This window comes from Streptomyces sp. NPDC029159 (assembly GCF_055564055.1).
Genome location: NZ_JBVHWT010000004.1, coordinates 416,244 through 432,903, shown reverse-complemented (window position 1 = coordinate 432,903; position 16,660 = coordinate 416,244). Strand labels below are relative to the sequence as shown.

Sequence of the window (16,660 nt, the reverse complement as noted above, 5' to 3'; positions counted from 1 at the left end):
CCGCCGGACGGAGGCCCCGGCGTGAGCGCGACCGTGGGCGCCCCCGAGGAGCGGCGCACCACCCTGAGCCGGGTCACCCTCGTCACCGACGGGGGCCGCCGCACCGCACTCGTCGTCCCGTCCGGGGAACCCGTAGGGGCGCTCCTGCCGGAGCTGCTGCGGCTGCTCGGCACGCGCCCGGCCGGGCCCGGCGCGCAGCAGCTGGTCACCGCCGACGGCACGGCCCTCGCCCCGCACGACACCCTCGCCGCGGCCCGCCTGCCGGATGGCGCCGAACTCCATCTCGTCCAGGGCCCGTTCACGCCCGGCACCCGCCCCGGTGGCGGCCCCGGCGCCGAGGCCGCCGCGCCCCTGGAGCTCCGCGGCCGGGGCTGGGGCCCATGGGCCGCCGCGGCGGCCGCGGGTGCGGCAGGCGTGCTGCTCGGCGCCGTCGCGGGCACCGGCGCCGACCGCTGGTACGGCGCCGCCGCCGCGCTCTGGCTCGGTGTCGCCGCGGTGCTGTGCGGCGGCGCCGGTGCCGCCCTGGCCGCTACCCGGCCCGCCCGACGCGCCCCCGGGGCGGCCCTGTTGCTGCTCGGCGGCACCTTCGGGGCGTACGCCTCCTGGTACGCGACACCGGGCGGCGCGGCCCGCCTCGCGGCCCTGGCCGGGACCGCCGCCGCCCTCCTCGGTCTCTTCGGACTGTGCGCCCCCTGGCGGCGCGCGGCGCACCTGGGGGCCGCCGCGGTCCTCGTCTCCCTGGGGGCGTGGGAGGCCGGACTCGCCCTGACGACGCCCGCCAGGACCGGCGCGGTCCTCGGCCTCCTGGGCGTCCTCGTCCTGGGCCAACTGCCCCGCCACGCCCTGACGTCGGCAGGCCTCACCGGGCTCGACGACCGGCGCGCGGGCGCCACCCCGGTCAGCCGCCACCGGGTGGCCGCGGCCCTCGGCGCCACCCACCGGACGCTCGCGCCGGCCACCGTGGCCGTCGCCGTCTCCACGGGCGCCGGCGGCTGGCTCGCGGCCGGTCAGGGCGGCGCCTGGGCGGTCGCCGCCGCGCTGCTGCTGGGCCTGGTGCTCTGCGCCCGGGCCCGCGCCTACCCGCTGGCCGTGCAGGTCGCCGCGGTCGCCGCCGCCGGGTGCGCCGCCTGCCTGCACCCGGTGCTGCACTGGGCCGCGACGGGCCCGGCCCCCGCCGCCGCGGGCGCCCTCCTCTGTCTCCTGGCGGCCCTCCCGGCCGCGCTCCTCACCCTGCGCGCCCCTGACGCACTGCGGCGCGCCGTCGCCCGCGCCGAGCCGGTGGCGGTCGTGGCCCTGCTCCCGGTGACGGTGGGCGCCCTCGGCGTGTACGCCCTGCTGCGGGACGCGTTCTGACGATGAACGGTACGGAACGGGTGACCCGGGACCCGGGTCCGCCGGTTACGGAGGTGGCGGACCCGTCGGCGGCGTCCGACGGCTCGGAACCGCCGGTGGCACCCGGGAGGACGGAACCATCGGCGGCCCCCGGGGGGTCGTGGCGGACGGGCCCGGAGAAACGGCCAGAGGCAACGGGAGCACTCGGGGAAGAGGGGCGGCGGGGCGTGGCGGCGCAGACACGGAAGCAGGACGGAACGGGCGGTCCTTCGGCGGTGCCGGGAGCGCCGCCCGTTCCGGGGGAACCCGGAGGGGACCTCTCAGGGGCGCCCGCGGGGGCGCCGGGGGCGCCCGGGCAGGCGGCGCGCGCCGGGGGTGACGTGGCGGCGGAGACCCGTCCGGGAGCCGGACCGGACGCCGTGCCGGGTACGGGTCCGGGGCCGGGCACTGCGGCCGGTGCCCCGGGGGGGACGGGCGGGGCGCTGCCGCTGCCTGCGGCTGTGCCTGCCCCTGCGCCCGCGGCTCCGGGGGCGGCGACGGCTGGTCCCGGGCCTTCGGGCGGGGCGCAGGCCGCGCCCGCGGCTTCCGGTCCGGCTCCGGGGGCGGCGGCACCGGCGGCTCCCGCACCGGCCCAGGCTCCGGCCGCTCCCGCACCGGCTCCCGCTGCCTCCGGCCCGGCTCCGGCCGCGCCCGCCCCCGCCTCGTACGGCCGCCCAGGTCTTCCCGCCCGTACGCCCGTGTCCGTACCGCTGTTGCCGCCGGAGCTGGCCGACGGGCAGTCCAAGCCGCGGCGTGGGGATCCGCTGGGGCGGCGGGCCGGGCGGGCGTTGCGGAAGGTGTTCGCCTCGTCGCCCGCGAGCGAGACGGCGGCGGTCACGGAGGCGGCGCGCGCCATCCAGCAGCCGGTCGTCACCGGACGGCAGATCGCGGTCTCCAGCATCCGGGGCGGCGCCGGCAAGTCCACCGTCGCGGCGCTGCTCGCGCTGACCTACGCCCACTACCGGCCCGATCCGGTGCTCGCCGTCGAGGCCGATCCGGCGCTCGGCACCCTCCCGCACCGGCTGGGCGCGCGCGAGGTGCGCTGGTCCGGCAGCGATCTGGCGGAGATCGTCGACCCGTCGATGCTGATCACCGACCTGACCGGCTATCTGCTGCCGTTCGCGGGCGGCGGCTGGCTGCTGCCCGGCAGCCAGGGCGCGATCGGCACCCGGCTGGACCTCGACACGTACCGCATCGTCATGACCTCGCTGCGGCGCCACTTCGCCGCCACCGTCGTCGACTGCGAGACCCTGCCCGCCGAGGTGGCCCGCACCGCGCTGGTCACCACCCAGGCCCGGGTGCTGGTCACCCCGGCCACCCCGGAGGGCGTCGCGGCCACCCGCTCCGTACTGGACTGGGTCGGCGGTCTGCACCCGGGACTGCTGCCGACCACCGTCGTGGTCCTCACCCACCTGGCGCCCGACACCGGCGTCGACGCCCGCACGGCCGCCGCCCACCTCGGCTCGGGCGGCGCGGCGGTGCTGGAGCTGCCCTACGACCGCCATCTGGCCGCGGGCGGCGCGATCCGTACGGAGCTGCTGGGCGAACGGACGCTGTCGGCCACGGCCCGGATCGCCGCCGAGGTGATGGACCGCGCGGTCTCCCGGGAACCCGGCCGCCGCCCCTCCGACCCCACCGCCCGCGGCGGCGAACCGTACGTCACCCACGGCGTCGTCCGCCCCGCCGCGGCCCCGACCGCGCACCCGCGGTCGGCCCCGGACGCGGCGCCGACGGTCGTCCCCGGGGCCGCGGGGACGGTCGCCGGTCCGGTCGGGCACGTCCCCGGGCCGGTCGTTGCCGGGTCGCCAACGGTGATCCCCGCGGGGCCGGCCGCCGCCGGGCCCGCCGCCCCCGGTGCCGGACCGCTCCCCGCCGCCGGGGCGCAGCCTCAGACATCACCAGGCCCGCAGCCGCCTCTCGTTCCGCAGCCGCAACCGCAGCCCCACGCACCGCTCGGCCCGCAGCCACCGCAACAACCCCAGGGCCGGGCCCCGCACCAGAGCCACCAGCAGCCCCTGCCCCCGCAGCAGCCCCTACCTCCGCAGCAGGCCCGGCCACCGCATCAGGCGCAGGCGCCTCAGCCAGCGCAGATGGCGCAGCTGGGGCATATGACACAGCCGGGACAGGCACCTCAGTCAGCCCAGATGACACAGCCAGGCCAGACGGCACAGCCGCACCACGCCCCGCAGCGGCCCCTGCCCCCGCACTCACCCGCCGCGCCTCCCACGTCTCCGCAGACGCCCGTGCCCCCGCACACCAACCCGTACATGCAGCCCCACCCGCCGTACGCCACCCAGCAGCCGCCCCCGGCGCAGCATCCCCAGGCGAACCCGTACGGGCAGCCACCACACCAGCCCCAGGCCACTCCCTCTCCGCACCCGCACCCGGAGCCGCTGCGGGCCACCCGGCAGCCCCAGGTGTCACCCCCGGGCGCGGAGCGGAGCCCGTTCGACGCTCCGCCGGACGACCGGAGCCCCTTCGACGGCGGCCCGCTGCCTCGCCCGTACGGCGCCGGGGCCTGACCGCCCGGCGCGGCCCGGCCCGTCCGGATGGTGGGCAGCACCGTCCGGCAGCCGGTTGCAGAGCCGGGACGAAGTGGGGTCAACGCCACCGTCGACGAGACGCGGCTGCTCAGCGCGGGGAGGTCAGGGCCTAGACTCCGGAGGTACAGATCGTCGAAGTCGTTGAACAAGCGCAGTCAGGGAGCGAGGGGCGGACGTGCCGGACGACACGACCGTGCGCACCATCACCAGCGCCGCGGAGTACTTCCAGGGGTATTCCTTCGTCGGCCTGGTCGCCGTCGTCGGTGTCCTCTTCGTGGCCGTGGCCTTCGGCGCCGGGCGGTTGCTGCGGCCCGTGGTGCCGACGCCCGAGAAGCTGCTGACGTACGAATGCGGCGTGGACCCGGTCGGCGAGGGCTGGGCGCACACCCAGGTCCGCTACTACGTCTACGCCTTCCTCTACGTGATCTTCGCCGTCGACTCGATCTTCCTGTTCCCCTGGGCGACGGTCTTCGCCGCCCCCGGTTTCGGCGGCGTCACGCTCGTGGAGATGTTCGTCTTCCTCGGCTTCCTCACCGTCGGCCTGCTCTACGCATGGAAGAAGGGCGTCCTGGAATGGACGTGACCCCCGCCCCCGGCGGCGCGTCGGCTGCGGCCGAGGGCTCCGCCCGCGCCGATCTGCCGATGCCGCGCCGCCTGGGCACGCTCTCCCGGCTCGCGCCCGAACCGATGAAGGTGGTCCTCAACTGGGGCCGCCGCTACAGCCTGTGGGTCTTCAACTTCGGCCTCGCCTGCTGCGCCATCGAGTTCATCGCCGCGTCCATGGCGCGCCACGACTTCATCCGGCTCGGCGTCATCCCGTTCGCGCCGGGCCCCCGCCAGGCCGACCTGATGATCGTCTCCGGCACCGTCACCGACAAGATGGCCCCGGCCGTCAAGCGGCTCTACGAGCAGATGCCCGAGCCGAAGTACGTCATCTCCTTCGGCGCCTGCTCCAACTGCGGCGGCCCCTACTGGGACTCGTACTCCGTGACCAAGGGCGTCGACCAGATCATCCCCGTGGACGTGTACGTACCGGGCTGCCCGCCCCGCCCGGAGGCGCTGCTCCAGGGCATCCTCAAGCTCCAGGAGAAGATCGCCCGCGAATCGCTGGGCGAGCGGTACGGCTCCGCCGGCGCGCCCGCGCCCTCGGCGAACGCGCTGCGCAGCGGCCTGGTGGCGCCCCCGGCGCCCGGCCCGGCCACCCCGGCGGAACCCGGCGGTCCGGGGGAGGAGCCCCGATGAGCGAGCCGACGCACGACCCGGCGAACGGCCCGGCCGAGGAGCCGGTGCACGCACCCGCGGACGGCGCGGCCGAGGTGGCCGAGCCCGTCGTCGGCTGGCTGCCCGGCCCGGCGAGCGCCCTCTTCGGCGCCGGCGCCACCGCGGAAGCCGCCTACGACCTGCTGACCGTCGACGTACCGGCCGACCGCTGGATCGAGGCCCTAACCGTCGCCCGCACCGCCCTGAGCTGCACCTTCTTCGACTGGCTGAGCGCCGTCGACGAGCCCGGCACCGGCTTTCGGATCTGCGCGCACCTCGCCGACGTCTCCCGCCCCGGCACCGTCCGGCGGCTGCTCGTCCGCACCACCGTGCCGCACGACGCACCGGCGCTGCCCACCGCCACCGGCGTCTACGCGGGCGCCGCCTGGCACGAACGCGAGACGTACGAGATGTTCGGCGTGGACTTCACCGGCCACCCGCACCTCGTCCCGCTGCTGCTCCCGGAGAACTTCGAGGGCCACCCGCTGCGCAAGGACTTCGTCCTCGCCGCGCGGGTCGCCAAGGCGTGGCCGGGCGCCAAGGAACCGGGCGAGTCCGAGCACGGCGGCCCCAAGCGCCGCCAGATGCTGCCGCCCGGTGTCCCGGACCCGAACGAATGGGGCCCGCTCAAGGGCCAGCTGCCCCCGGCTCCGGCGCGCCCGGCACGCGGTGCCCGCGCGGCCGGCGGCGCCCGGGCCGCCGGTGCCGGACGGACGGCCGGTGCCGGACGCGCCGGCGCGGCGGCGGAGCGCCCGGCCGCGGGCGAACGCCCGGCCCGCCGCACCCGCTCGGCGAGCGCGGGCTCCGCCAGCCAGCGCCCGGCCACCCCGGAACAGCCCGCGCCGCCCCAGCCGCAGCCCGTGCCGGAACAGCCCGCACCGGAAAAGCCTGCGTCGGAACGGTCCGCGTCGGAGCAGCCTGCGGCCGGTGGCCCTGCTGCACCGGCCGCACCTGCGGCTCCGGCGCAGCAGGGAACGCCGGCCGAGCCGGAAGCGGGGGCGAAGCCCGAGGCGTCCGCCGGGCCCGAGGCGTCGGCGAAGCCGGATGCGGCCGCCGGATCCGAGGCGTCGGCCGGGGGTGCCGCCTCCCGCCCGTCCGAGCCCGCGGCCACCTCCTCGGACGCCCCCTGGCACCACGCCCGCCCGGCCTTCGAGGAACCCGAGCCCGAGCAGGCGGACGCGGCTCCCGAAGCCACCGGCACCGGCCCGGACGAGGAGACCGGCCCGGACGAGGAGACCGGCCCCGGCAAGGAGACCGGCCCGGACGAGAAACCCGACACCGGTAAGTCCACCGGCACCGGCGACGAATCCGGCCCCGGCCAGGACGCCGGAACCGACAGCGGCACCCCCACCCAGGACCCGGCAGGAGGCGACACCCCATGAGCGACGCTCTCGACCTCGTGGTGCGCCTGCTCGCCGTCTTCGTCGCCTTCCTCGTCCTCCCGCTGGTCGTCGGGCAGACCGAACACAAGGTCATGGCCCATATGCAGGGCCGCCTCGGACCGATGTACGCGGGCGGGTTCCACGGCTGGGCGCAGCTCGTCGCCGACGGGGTGAAGTTCGCGCAGAAGGAGGACATCGTCCCGGCCGGAGCCGACCGGCGGGTCTTCCAGCTCGCGCCCGCCGTCGGCCTGCTGCCGTATCTGCTGGTCCTCGCCGCCATCCCGATCGGCCCGCGCAACGCGGTCGGCCAGAGCCTGGACGCGGGCCTCTTCTTCGTCCTCGCGGTGATGGGCGTCGGCGTCCTCGGCTCGATCATGGCGGGCTGGGCATCGGCCAACAAGTTCTCCCTGCTCGGCGGCTTGCGCACGGCCGCCCAGCTGCTCGCCTACGAACTGCCGATGCTGCTCGCCGCCGCCTCCGTCGCGATGGCCGCCGGCACCCTCTCGCTCCCCGGGATCCTCGACTCCTTCCACTGGTGGTGGGTGCCGTGGCAGCTGATCGGCGGGGTGGTCTTCTTCGTGGCCGGTCTCGCCGAGCTGCAGCGGCCGCCGTTCGACATGCCGGTCGCCGACTCCGAGATCATCTTCGGTGCGTACACCGAGTACACCGGCCTGCGGTTCGCGCTCTTCCTGCTCGCCGAGTACGCGGGCATCGTCGTGCTCTGCGCGCTGACCTCCGTCCTCTTCCTGGGCGGCTGGCACGGACCGTTCGGCGCCGACGGCCTCGGCTGGCTGTGGACCCTGCTGAAGACCGCCGTCCTCGCCTTCCTCATCATCTGGCTGCGGGTCACCTATCCGCGGCTGCGCGAGGACCAGCTGCAGAAGCTCGCCTGGACCGTCCTGATCCCGCTCGCCCTCGTCCAGATCGCCCTCACCGGCGTCGTCAAGGTGGTGACCTCCTGAGATGGCCGCGGACAAGAAGTCCAAGCCGTCCGGCTTCCCCGGCTCCGGGCTCGCCAAGGGCCTCGCCGTCACCCTCCGGACGATGACGAAGCGCAGCGTCACCGCGCAGTACCCCGACGTCCAGCCCGACCTGGCGCCGCGCACCCGCGGCGTCATCGGGCTGTTCGAGGAGAACTGCACGGTCTGCATGCTCTGCGCCCGCGAATGCCCCGACTGGTGCATCTACATCGACTCCCACAAGGAGACGGTGCCGCCCGCCGCCCCCGGCGGCCGCGAGCGCAGCCGTAACGTCCTCGACCGTTTCGCCATCGACTTCTCCCTCTGCATGTACTGCGGTATCTGCATCGAGGTCTGCCCCTTCGACGCGCTCTTCTGGTCACCGGAGTTCGAGTACGCCGAGACCGACATCCGCGAGCTGACCCACGAGCGCGACAAACTCCGCGAGTGGATGTGGACCGTGCCCGAACCGCCCGCCCTCGACCCCGCCGCCGAGGAGCCCAAGGAGATCGCCGCCGCCCGTAAGACGGCCGACAAACTCGCCGCCCAGCAGGCCGCCGCCGACGCCGAGAACTCCGGGGAGGACGCGTGACGCTCGCCGCCGCAAGCCACGGCTTCCTCACCCCCTCCGGCGTCGAGATCGCCTTCCTCCTCGTCGGCCTCGTCACCCTCGGCGCCGCGGTCGTCACCGTCACCACCCGGCAGCTCGTCCACGCCGCGCTCTGGCTGGTCGTCGCCCTCGGCGGCATCGCCGTCGAGTACCTGCTGCTGACCGCGGAATTCATCGCCTGGGTCCAGGTCCTGATCTACGTCGGCTCCGTCGTCGTCCTCCTCCTCTTCGGGCTGATGCTCACCAAGGCGCCCATCGGCCGGTCGCCCGACGCCGACTCCGGCAACCGCTGGGCCGCCGTCGCCGTGGCCGCCGCCTCCGCCGCCGCCCTGGTGTGGGTCGTCGTCGACGCCTTCCGCGCCACCTGGATCGAACTCGGCACCCCGCAGGGCACCACCGAGACCACCGGCCGCAGCCTCTTCCAGTACTGGGTCCTCCCCTTCGAAGCCCTCTCCGTCCTGCTGCTCGCCGCCCTGGTCGGCGCGATCGTCCTCTCCCGCAAGGGCACCGACACGGCGGCCGGGTCCGACGGGGGCGGTACGGCACCGATCCCGGCACCCGGCGCCCCGGCCGGTGAGGCCCCGGCGGCCCCCGCCGGCGCGGCGCACGCCCCCGGCACCGCCCTGCGGGAGGAACAGCGCTGATGCATCTCGTCTATCCGGCCGTCCTCGCCGCCCTCCTCTTCTGCACCGGTCTGTACGGCGTGCTCGCCCGCCGCAACGTGATCCTGGTGCTGATGTCCGTCGAGCTGATGCTCAACGCCGTCAACCTCAACCTCGTCGCCTTCGACGCCTGGCTGCGCGACACCCTCCACGCCGGGCAGGCACTGACCCTCTTCACCATCGCCGTCGCCGCCGCCGAGATCGGCATCGGTCTGGCGATCGTGCTGCTCGTCCACCGCCACCGCGGCACCTCCGACCTCGACCGGCTGCGCGACCTCGCCGACACGCCGGGCACCCCGGACGCCGCCACCGCGGAACCGCAGCCGCAGCCGGACACCAAGGCGGAGGCCACCGCGTGACACCCACGACCACCGCCGTCCTCGTCCCCCTCCTGCCGTTCCTCGGCGCGGTCGCGGGATTCCTCCTGGGCCGCCGCGCCCCCGGCTTCGTCCGGCCGCTCGCCGTGCTGCCCACACTCGCCGCCGCCGCGCTCGCCGCCGTCACCGCGGCCGGAGTGGGCACCGGGCCCGCCACCGACGTCGCCACCCGGCTCACCCCGACCGGCTCCGTCCCCATCGACCTGGCACTGCACCTCGACGGCTTCGCCGTCCTGATCGCCGTCCTGGTCGGTGTGGTCGCGACCTGCGTGCAGATCTACTCCACCGGCTATCTGCGCGACGACCCGCGCTACCCCTCGTACGCCGCGCTGGTCTCGCTCTTCACCTCCGCGATGCTGCTCGTCGTCTACACCGGCGACCTGATGGTGCTGCTGGTCGGCTGGGAAGTCATGGGCATCTGCTCCTACTTCCTCGTCGGCCACTACTGGGAGACCGAGGCCGCCCGCGCCGCCTCCCTCAAGGCGTTCCTCGTCACCAAGCTCGGCGACGTCCCCTTCCTCTTCGGCATCTTCGCGCTGGCCGCCGACACCGGAACCTTCCGCATCACCGGCATCGTCGGCTCGATCGCCCGCGACGGGCTCGACCACCCGACGCTGATCGCGCTGCTGCTGCTCGCCGGTGTCGCGGGCAAGTCCGCGCAGTTCCCGCTGCACACCTGGCTCCCCGACGCCATGGCCGGCCCCACCCCCGTCTCGGCGCTCATCCACGCCGCGACGATGGTCGCCGCCGGTGTCTATGTCGTCGCCCGGCTCCTCCCCGTCTTCGCCGCCTCCGCCGCGGCGCTGGTCGTCCTCGCCGTCATGGCCGCGGTCACCATGATCGGATCCGGTCTGGCCGCGCTCGCCCAGGACGACGTCAAACGCGTCCTCGCCTACTCGACCATCGGGCAGCTCGGCTACATGACCGGTGCCCTGGCCGTCGGCGACCGCGGCGCGGCCGTCTTCCACCTCATCTCCCACGGCGCCTTCAAGGCCCTCCTCTTCCTGGGCGCCGGAGCGCTCATCCACGCCGCCGGCACCAACTCGCTCTCCGCCATGTCCCGGATGCGCGGCCTGGACCGGCGCGTCCCCGACGCCTACTGGACCGTCACCGTCGCCCTCCTCGCGCTCGCCGCCATCCCGCCGTTCTCCGGCTTCTTCTCCAAGGAAGCCGTCCTCGGTGCCGCGGAGCACGCCGCCACCGGCGGGGCCGCGGGCATCCCCGGCGCGGCCGGCTGGACCGTGCTGATCTCCGGGCTGATCGCCGCCCTCCTCACCGCCGGGTACGCCACCCGGCTGTGGCTGCTCGCCTTCCGCGGCAGCGGCCCCGAGGCCCCCGACCACGGCCCGCAGCCGCTCGCCATGAAGGCCGTGCTCTGGGTCCTCTTCGTCCCCACCGCCGCCTTCGGCCTGACCGCCCCCTTCCTGCCCGACTGGTTCGACGGGCGCTCGCTCACCCCGACGCTCACCACCTCCGTCCTGGGCACCGGCATCGCCCTCGTCGGCGGCCTGGTCACCTACGCGACCTGGCGCCACACCACCGCCCCGGCCACCCGCACCGCGGCGGACGGCGCCGCCACCGACCCCGGCCGGGTGCTGCTCGGGCCGCTCCACCGCCCCGCGGCCGCCGGCTTCCACCTCGACGCCGCCTACCGCGCGCTGTTCGTCCGGCCGGTGCGCGCCGCCGCGGTCCTCGTCCGCTTCCTCGACCGTGAGGTCGTCGACACCTACGTCCGCGCTGCCGGAACCGGCCCCCGCTGGCTGGGCGCCGCCGTCCGCCGCGCCCAGACCGGCAACGTGCAGACCTACCTCGGCGCGCTGCTCGCGGGCGCGCTCGTCCTGGCCGTCGCCGCGGTCCTCGTCGCCACGGGCACCGGAGCCTGACCATGAATCACACCGCTATGCAGCTGCTCCTCGCGGGCGTCGTCGTGCTCCCGCTGCTGGGCGCCGTCGGCGCGCTGCTCCCGGCCCCGCCCGGCCTCCGCGGCCGCGGCCCCGACCAGGCCGTGCTGCGCCACGGCGTGACCGTCACCGGCGTCGTCCTCGCGGCGACCGTGGCCCTCGCCATCGGCTTCGACCACAGCCACCCGGCCCGGATGCAGGCCACCACCGACATCAGCTGGATCCCCGCGCTGGACATCCGCATCCACCTCGGCATCGACGGCATCTCGCTCCCCCTCGTCGTCCTGACCGCGCTGCTGACCTTCCTCTGCGCGCTCTACAGCTACTTCTCGATGCCCCAGGGGCCGTCCCCCAAGGCGTTCGTCGCCCTGCTGCTCCTGCTGGAGTCCGGCACCCTCGCCACCTTCGCCGTCCTCGATCTCGTGCTGTTCTTCCTGGCGTTCGAGATGGTGCTCATCCCGATGTACTTCCTCATCGCCCGCTGGGGCGGCAATTCCGGAGGGGCGGCGCCCGGCGCTCCGTCCGGCCGGGAGTCGGGCGGCCGGCAGGCGGCCGCCTGGAAGTTCATCCTCTACACGCTGCTCGGCTCCGTCGTCATGCTGCTCGGCCTCCTCCTCGTAGGAGTAAAAACCGGCACCTTCGACATGGTTGCACTCGCCGCTGACAACGGTCCGAAGTCCCAGCTCAGCCACACCGTTCAGCTCGTCGCGGTGCTCGCCGTCGGCGTCGGACTGGCGGTCAAGTCGCCGCTGTGGCCGCTGCACAGCTGGCTGCCGGACGCCCACACCGCGGCCCCCACCGTCGGCTCGGTGCTGCTCGCCGGAGTCCTGCTGAAGATGGGCACGTACGGCTTCGTGCGGATCGCGCTGCCGATCGCGCCCGAGGGCATGCACACCTTCGCGCCCTACCTCGCCGCCCTCGCCGCCGTCGGCATCATCTACGGCTCCCTCGCCTGCCTCGCGCTGGTCCGCAAGGGCGCCAAGGGCGATCTGAAGCGGCTGATCGCGTACAGCTCCGTCGGCCACATGGGCTTCGTGCTGCTCGGCATCGCCTCCATGACGCCCACCGGCGTCAACGGCGCGCTCTTCGCCAACATCGCCCACGGCCTCATCACCGGCCTGCTCTTCTTCCTGGTCGGCGCCCTCAAGGACCGCACCGGCACCACCGACCTCGACACCCTCGCCGGCACCACCGGCGCAGCCCTCTACGGGCGCGCGCCCCGCTTCGGCGCCCTCCTCGCCTTCGCCGCCGTCGCCTCCCTGGGCATCCCCGGGCTCGCCGGTTTCTGGGGCGAGATGCTCGCCATGTTCGGCGCGTTCCACCCGGCGCCCGGCCTCAGCCGCCCCGCCTTCCTCACCTTCATGGCGCTGGCCGGGCTCGGCACCCTGCTGACCGCGGCGTATCTGCTGCTCGTCGTCCGCCGGGTCTGCATGGGCGCCACCCCGGAGGCCGACGAACCCGCCGCCGCGATCGAGGAGGGCACCGCCTCCCCGGACGAGGCCGCGCACCACGCCGCCCCGGACACGCCGCGGAACCGGCCGGCCACCGGAGGCCCGGCCGGGCCCGTGATCCCCGACATCGCGCGCCACGAATACGCGGCCTGGACCCCCCTGGCCGCCCTCACCGTCCTCGCCGGACTGTGGCCCGCGGCCCTCCTCGGCCTCACCGACCCGGCCGTCCAGCAGCTCCTCGGAGGCGGCAAGTGACCAGCCCGATGATCCCGACGGCCGCGAGCGGAGCGGCCTCCCTGGTGCAGTCCGTCGACTGGACCGCCCTGGCGCCGCCCCTCCTCACCGCCCTCGTCGCCCTGGTGGTGCTCGTCGCGGACCTGTTCCTCCCGGTGGCGCGCAAGCCGCTCCTGGGGTGGCTCGCCACCGGCGGCCTCGCCCTGGCCGGGCTCTCCCTGCTGCCCCTGGTGGGCGGCGGCCGCCGCACCTTCTGCGTCGGCGGCGGGGACGTCTGCAGCTATGTCGCGGACCCGTTCGCCCTGGTCATCCAGTTCCTCGTACTGGCCGGTGCGCTGCTGACCGCGCTGCTGTCCATCGACACCGTCAAGGACGGCGGCCTGCCCGCGGGCGAGTACTGGTTCCTGCTGCTCTCCTCGGCCTCCGGCGCCGCCCTGCTGCCCGCCTCCCGGGACCTGGCGACCCTCGTCCTCGCCCTGGAGGTGGCCTCGCTGCCCGCCTTCGCCCTGGTCGGCCTGCGCCGCGGCGACCGGCTCTCCTCCGAAGCGGCCCTGAAGTTCTTCCTCTCCTCGGTGGCCGCCACCGCCGTGATGCTCCTGGGCGTGAGCTTCCTGTACGCCGCCACCGGGAGCCTCCACCTGACCCGCGTCGCCCATGGGCTCGCCCACCTCCCGGACCCGCGCCTGGCCACCCTCGCGGCCGCCGGCGTCGCCCTCACGCTCGTCGGCTTCGCCTTCAAGACCGCCGCCGCGCCCTTCCACTTCTGGGTGCCCGACACCTACATCGGCGCCCCGCTGCCCATCGCCGCGTACCTCTCCGTCATCGGGAAGGCCGTCGGCTTCTCCGGCCTGATCCTCGTCACGGTCAAGGGCTTCCCCGCGTATGCGCACGTCTGGGGCCCGGTGCTGGCGGTGCTGGCCGCGCTGACCATGACCGTCGGCAACGTCGCCGCGCTGCGCCAGGACCCCGCCCGCACCCACAGCGCCGTCCGGCTGCTGGCCTGGTCCTCCGTCGGCCAGGCCGGGTACCTCCTGGTGCCGATCGCCGCCGCCGGGTACGCCGACGCCCCGGGGCGCGCCATCGGGTCGACCGTCGCGTACGCCCTGATGTACGCCGCGGTGAACCTCGGCGCGTTCGCGGTCGCCGCCCTGGTGGCCCGCACCAGCCCGGCCAATCGCCTCACCGACTACCGGGGCCTGGCCACCCGCCGCCCCCTGGTGGCGCTGGCGCTCGGTTTCTTCCTGCTCTGCCTGGCCGGGCTGCCGCCGGGCGTGATCGGCCTGTTCGCCAAGGTCACCGTCTTCGCCTCGGCCGTCGACGCGGGCCTGGGCTGGCTCGCCGTGGTCATGGCCGTCAACGTGGTGATCGCGCTCTACTACTACCTCCGCTGGACGGCCGTGCTCTTCCAGCGCGCCCCGCAGGCCGACGGGGTCTCCGTGGACGTGACGGCGGGGGGCGCACTCGCCGCCCGCCCTGCGCCCGCCCGGATCCCCGCGCCGCTCGCCGTCGCGCTCACCCTGGCCACCGTCCTCGGTGTGGCCCTCTCCGGCGCTCCGCAGCTGGTCCTGCGCTTCGCCGCGGGCACCCTGCTGTAGTCCGGCCGGGGCCGCCCCCGGCCGGAACGCGGCGCTCCGCCGTCGCCGCCCGCGCCCGCCCGGACACCGCAACCTGCCCTCCCCGGGTGCGGAGGGTGAGGGAACCTGCCCTGCTCATCCCGCGTTGACCAGTGAGTAAAGGTCCACCGGAGAGTGGATGTCGCAGCAGCGGGTTCCCCTGCCGGATCGCTTGGAGGGCGTACGGTGCACCGCCGGCACAACGGGCTCAGAACCGCCGTACTCCTCGGTGGTCTGTCCGCCCTCATCGTCGTCATCGGCAGCTTCTTCGGCCGTACGGGCCTGATCGTCGCCGTGCTCGTCGCGGTGGGGACGAACGCCTACGCGTACTGGAACAGCGACAAGCTCGCGCTGCGGGCCATGCGCGCCCGACCGGTGAGCGAATTCGAGGCGCCCGGCCTGTACCGCATGGTCCGTGAGCTGTCGACCGCCGCCCGCCAGCCGATGCCGCGCCTCTACATCTCCCCGACCCAGGCGCCCAACGCCTTCGCCACCGGCCGCAATCCCCGCAACGCCGCGGTCTGCTGCACCGACGGCATCCTCCAGCTGTTGGACGAACGGGAGCTGCGCGGGGTGATCGGCCATGAGCTGAGCCATGTCCACAACCGCGACATCCTCATCTCCTCGGTGGCCGGGGCGCTCGCCTCCGTGGTGCTGTTCCTGGTGAATTTCGCCTGGCTGATCCCCGTAGGCCGCTCGGACGACGACGACCGCCCCGGGGTGCTCGGCATGCTGCTGATCATGATCCTGGGGCCGCTCGCCGCCTCCCTGATCCAGCTCGCCGTCAGCCGCTCCCGGGAGTACCAGGCCGATGCGTCGGGCGCGCGGCTCACCGGCGACCCCCTCGCCCTGGCCTCCGCGCTCCGTAAGCTGGAGAGAGGCACCCAGCAGCTGCCGCTGCCCCCGGAGCCGCGGCTGGAGACCGCGGGGCACATGATGATCGCCAACCCGTTCCGCGCGGGGGACGGCATGTCCCGCTTCTTCGCCACCCACCCGCCGATGGGCGAACGCATCAGCCGCCTGGAGCGGATGGCCGGGCCCCACATATGAAGGCGCGGCCGGGCACATCCGGGGCGCCCGCGCCGCAACGTTTCCCACCGGCCGCCGCGTCTACCCGGGCGTACCTCTGTCGCCCTGCCGTGGAAGGCTGTCGATCATGAAGCTCATCCTCAACGTCATCTGGTTGGTTCTCAGCGGCTTCTGGCTGGCGCTCGGCTATGTGCTCGCGGGAATCATCTGCTGCATCCTGATCGTCACGATCCCGTTCGGCATCGCGTCCTTCCGCATCGCGGGCTATGCGCTCTGGCCCTTCGGCCGCACCACCGTCGAACGCCGGGACGCGGGCGCCGGATCCACGATCGGCAACGTCATCTGGATCATCTTCGCGGGCTGGTGGCTGGCGCTCGGCCACATCTGCACCGGCATCGCCCTCTGCATCACGATCATCGGCATCCCGTTCGGCATCGCCAACTTCAAGATGATCCCGATCTCCCTGATGCCCCTCGGCCGCGAGATCGTCCCCACGGACGAGCCCTTCGCCACCCGCTGACCACCCCGGCGGCCCGGCGCGGGCCACGGCCCGCCCCGTGGCGCCCGCCCGTTGCCCCGTCCGGGTGACGGCCGGATACGCCGGTGGGGCGGCGCGCCCATGGCCCGCCGCCCCACCCGGTTGCCGCGTGTTCTCCGCCGACGGAACGCCCCGGCCCGCGGGCCCGTGCCGTCGCACGCCGGTGATTACCGGTAGTTCACGAACTGGATCGCGAAGTCCAGGTCCTTGCCCTTCAGCAGCTGCTGGACGGCCTGGAGGTCGTCGCGGCTCTTCGAGCTGACCCGCAGCTCATCGCCCTGGACCTGCGCCTTGACGCCCTTCGGGCCCTCGTCGCGGATCATCTTGGCGACCTTCTTGGCGTTCTCCTGCGAGATGCCCTCCTGGATGGAGGCGAAGATCTTGTACATCTTGCCGGAGAGCTGCGGCTCGCCCGCGTCCAGCGCCTTCAGCGAGACCCCGCGCTTGACCAGCTTGGACTGGAAGATGTCGAGTACGGCCTTGGCCCGCTGCTCGCCGTTGGCGCGCATCTCGATCTTCTCGCCCGACCACTCGATCGACGCGTCCACGCCCTTGAAGTCGTAGCGCTGCGAGATCTCCTTGGCGGTCTGGTTGAGGGCGTTGTCGACCTCCTGCCGCTCGACCTTCGAGACGATGTCGAAACTGGAGTCGGCCATGGTGAGTTGGCTCCTCGTGGATAGGTCCGTCAGGGAAACGGCCCGTCCCGGACCGCCCCGCCAGCCTAGAGGAG

General features: G+C 74.6%; 15 protein-coding genes. 14 read left to right on the top strand and 1 reads right to left on the bottom strand.

What is annotated here, in order from left to right:
• Positions 1–21 precede the first annotated feature (21 nt).
• The 14 genes from ACZ4U4_RS11635 to ACZ4U4_RS11570 all read left to right on the top strand — a co-directional run bounded on the left by ACZ4U4_RS11635 (position 22) and on the right by ACZ4U4_RS11570 (position 15,912).
• A complete protein-coding gene (locus ACZ4U4_RS11635) occupies positions 22–1,353 on the top strand; it encodes an EsaB/YukD family protein (protein ID WP_467871824.1) in 1,332 nt (443 codons plus the stop codon).
• A gap of 716 nt (positions 1,354–2,069) precedes the next feature.
• Positions 2,070–3,893 carry a MinD/ParA family ATP-binding protein gene (locus ACZ4U4_RS11630; protein WP_467871822.1) on the top strand — a complete coding sequence of 608 codons (1,824 nt, stop codon included), beginning with the start codon at positions 2,070–2,072 and terminating at the stop codon, positions 3,891–3,893.
• Between the two features lie 196 nt (positions 3,894–4,089).
• A complete protein-coding gene (locus tag ACZ4U4_RS11625; RefSeq protein WP_345088401.1) occupies positions 4,090–4,497 on the top strand; it encodes an NADH-quinone oxidoreductase subunit A in 408 nt (135 codons plus the stop codon).
• Positions 4,488–5,156 carry an NADH-quinone oxidoreductase subunit B gene (locus ACZ4U4_RS11620; protein ID WP_467871819.1) on the top strand — a complete coding sequence of 223 codons (669 nt, stop codon included), beginning with the start codon at positions 4,488–4,490 and terminating at the stop codon, positions 5,154–5,156. Before ACZ4U4_RS11625 ends, ACZ4U4_RS11620 begins: the two co-directional genes overlap by 10 nt.
• A complete protein-coding gene (locus ACZ4U4_RS11615) occupies positions 5,153–6,556 on the top strand; it encodes an NADH-quinone oxidoreductase subunit C (protein ID WP_467871817.1) in 1,404 nt (467 codons plus the stop codon). Before ACZ4U4_RS11620 ends, ACZ4U4_RS11615 begins: the two co-directional genes overlap by 4 nt.
• On the top strand, positions 6,553–7,518 hold the full coding sequence (gene nuoH, locus ACZ4U4_RS11610) for an NADH-quinone oxidoreductase subunit NuoH (protein WP_467871814.1): 966 nt from the start codon (positions 6,553–6,555) through the stop codon (positions 7,516–7,518). Before ACZ4U4_RS11615 ends, nuoH begins: the two co-directional genes overlap by 4 nt.
• Position 7,519: 1 nt before the next feature.
• The gene (locus ACZ4U4_RS11605; protein ID WP_030283514.1) at positions 7,520–8,107 is read left to right on the top strand and encodes a NuoI/complex I 23 kDa subunit family protein; all 588 of its coding nucleotides are present in this window, start codon (positions 7,520–7,522) and stop codon (positions 8,105–8,107) included.
• A complete protein-coding gene (locus ACZ4U4_RS11600; RefSeq protein ID WP_467871810.1) occupies positions 8,104–8,769 on the top strand; it encodes an NADH-quinone oxidoreductase subunit J family protein in 666 nt (221 codons plus the stop codon). Before ACZ4U4_RS11605 ends, ACZ4U4_RS11600 begins: the two co-directional genes overlap by 4 nt.
• A complete protein-coding gene (nuoK, locus tag ACZ4U4_RS11595; protein ID WP_467871808.1) occupies positions 8,769–9,146 on the top strand; it encodes an NADH-quinone oxidoreductase subunit NuoK in 378 nt (125 codons plus the stop codon). Before ACZ4U4_RS11600 ends, nuoK begins: the two co-directional genes overlap by 1 nt.
• The gene (locus tag ACZ4U4_RS11590; RefSeq protein WP_467871805.1) at positions 9,143–11,047 is read left to right on the top strand and encodes an NADH-quinone oxidoreductase subunit 5 family protein; all 1,905 of its coding nucleotides are present in this window, start codon (positions 9,143–9,145) and stop codon (positions 11,045–11,047) included. Before nuoK ends, ACZ4U4_RS11590 begins: the two co-directional genes overlap by 4 nt.
• 2 nt (positions 11,048–11,049) lie before the next feature.
• The gene (locus ACZ4U4_RS11585) at positions 11,050–12,771 is read left to right on the top strand and encodes a complex I subunit 4 family protein (RefSeq protein WP_467871803.1); all 1,722 of its coding nucleotides are present in this window, start codon (positions 11,050–11,052) and stop codon (positions 12,769–12,771) included.
• A gap of 8 nt (positions 12,772–12,779) precedes the next feature.
• A complete protein-coding gene (locus tag ACZ4U4_RS11580; RefSeq protein ID WP_467872114.1) occupies positions 12,780–14,345 on the top strand; it encodes an NADH-quinone oxidoreductase subunit N in 1,566 nt (521 codons plus the stop codon).
• 204 nt (positions 14,346–14,549) lie between these two features.
• A complete protein-coding gene (gene htpX, locus ACZ4U4_RS11575; RefSeq protein ID WP_467871800.1) occupies positions 14,550–15,413 on the top strand; it encodes a zinc metalloprotease HtpX in 864 nt (287 codons plus the stop codon).
• A 106-nt stretch (positions 15,414–15,519) separates the two neighbouring features.
• Positions 15,520–15,912: a YccF domain-containing protein gene (locus ACZ4U4_RS11570; RefSeq protein ID WP_467871797.1), complete on the top strand. Its 393-nt coding sequence runs from the start codon at positions 15,520–15,522 to the stop codon at positions 15,910–15,912.
• 185 nt (positions 15,913–16,097) lie between these two features.
• Here the strand turns inward: ACZ4U4_RS11570 and ACZ4U4_RS11565 are convergent, their stop codons facing one another.
• Positions 16,098–16,586, bottom strand: coding sequence for a YajQ family cyclic di-GMP-binding protein (locus tag ACZ4U4_RS11565; protein WP_467871795.1), 489 nt, complete (start codon positions 16,584–16,586; stop codon positions 16,098–16,100).
• Positions 16,587–16,660 lie beyond the last annotated feature (74 nt).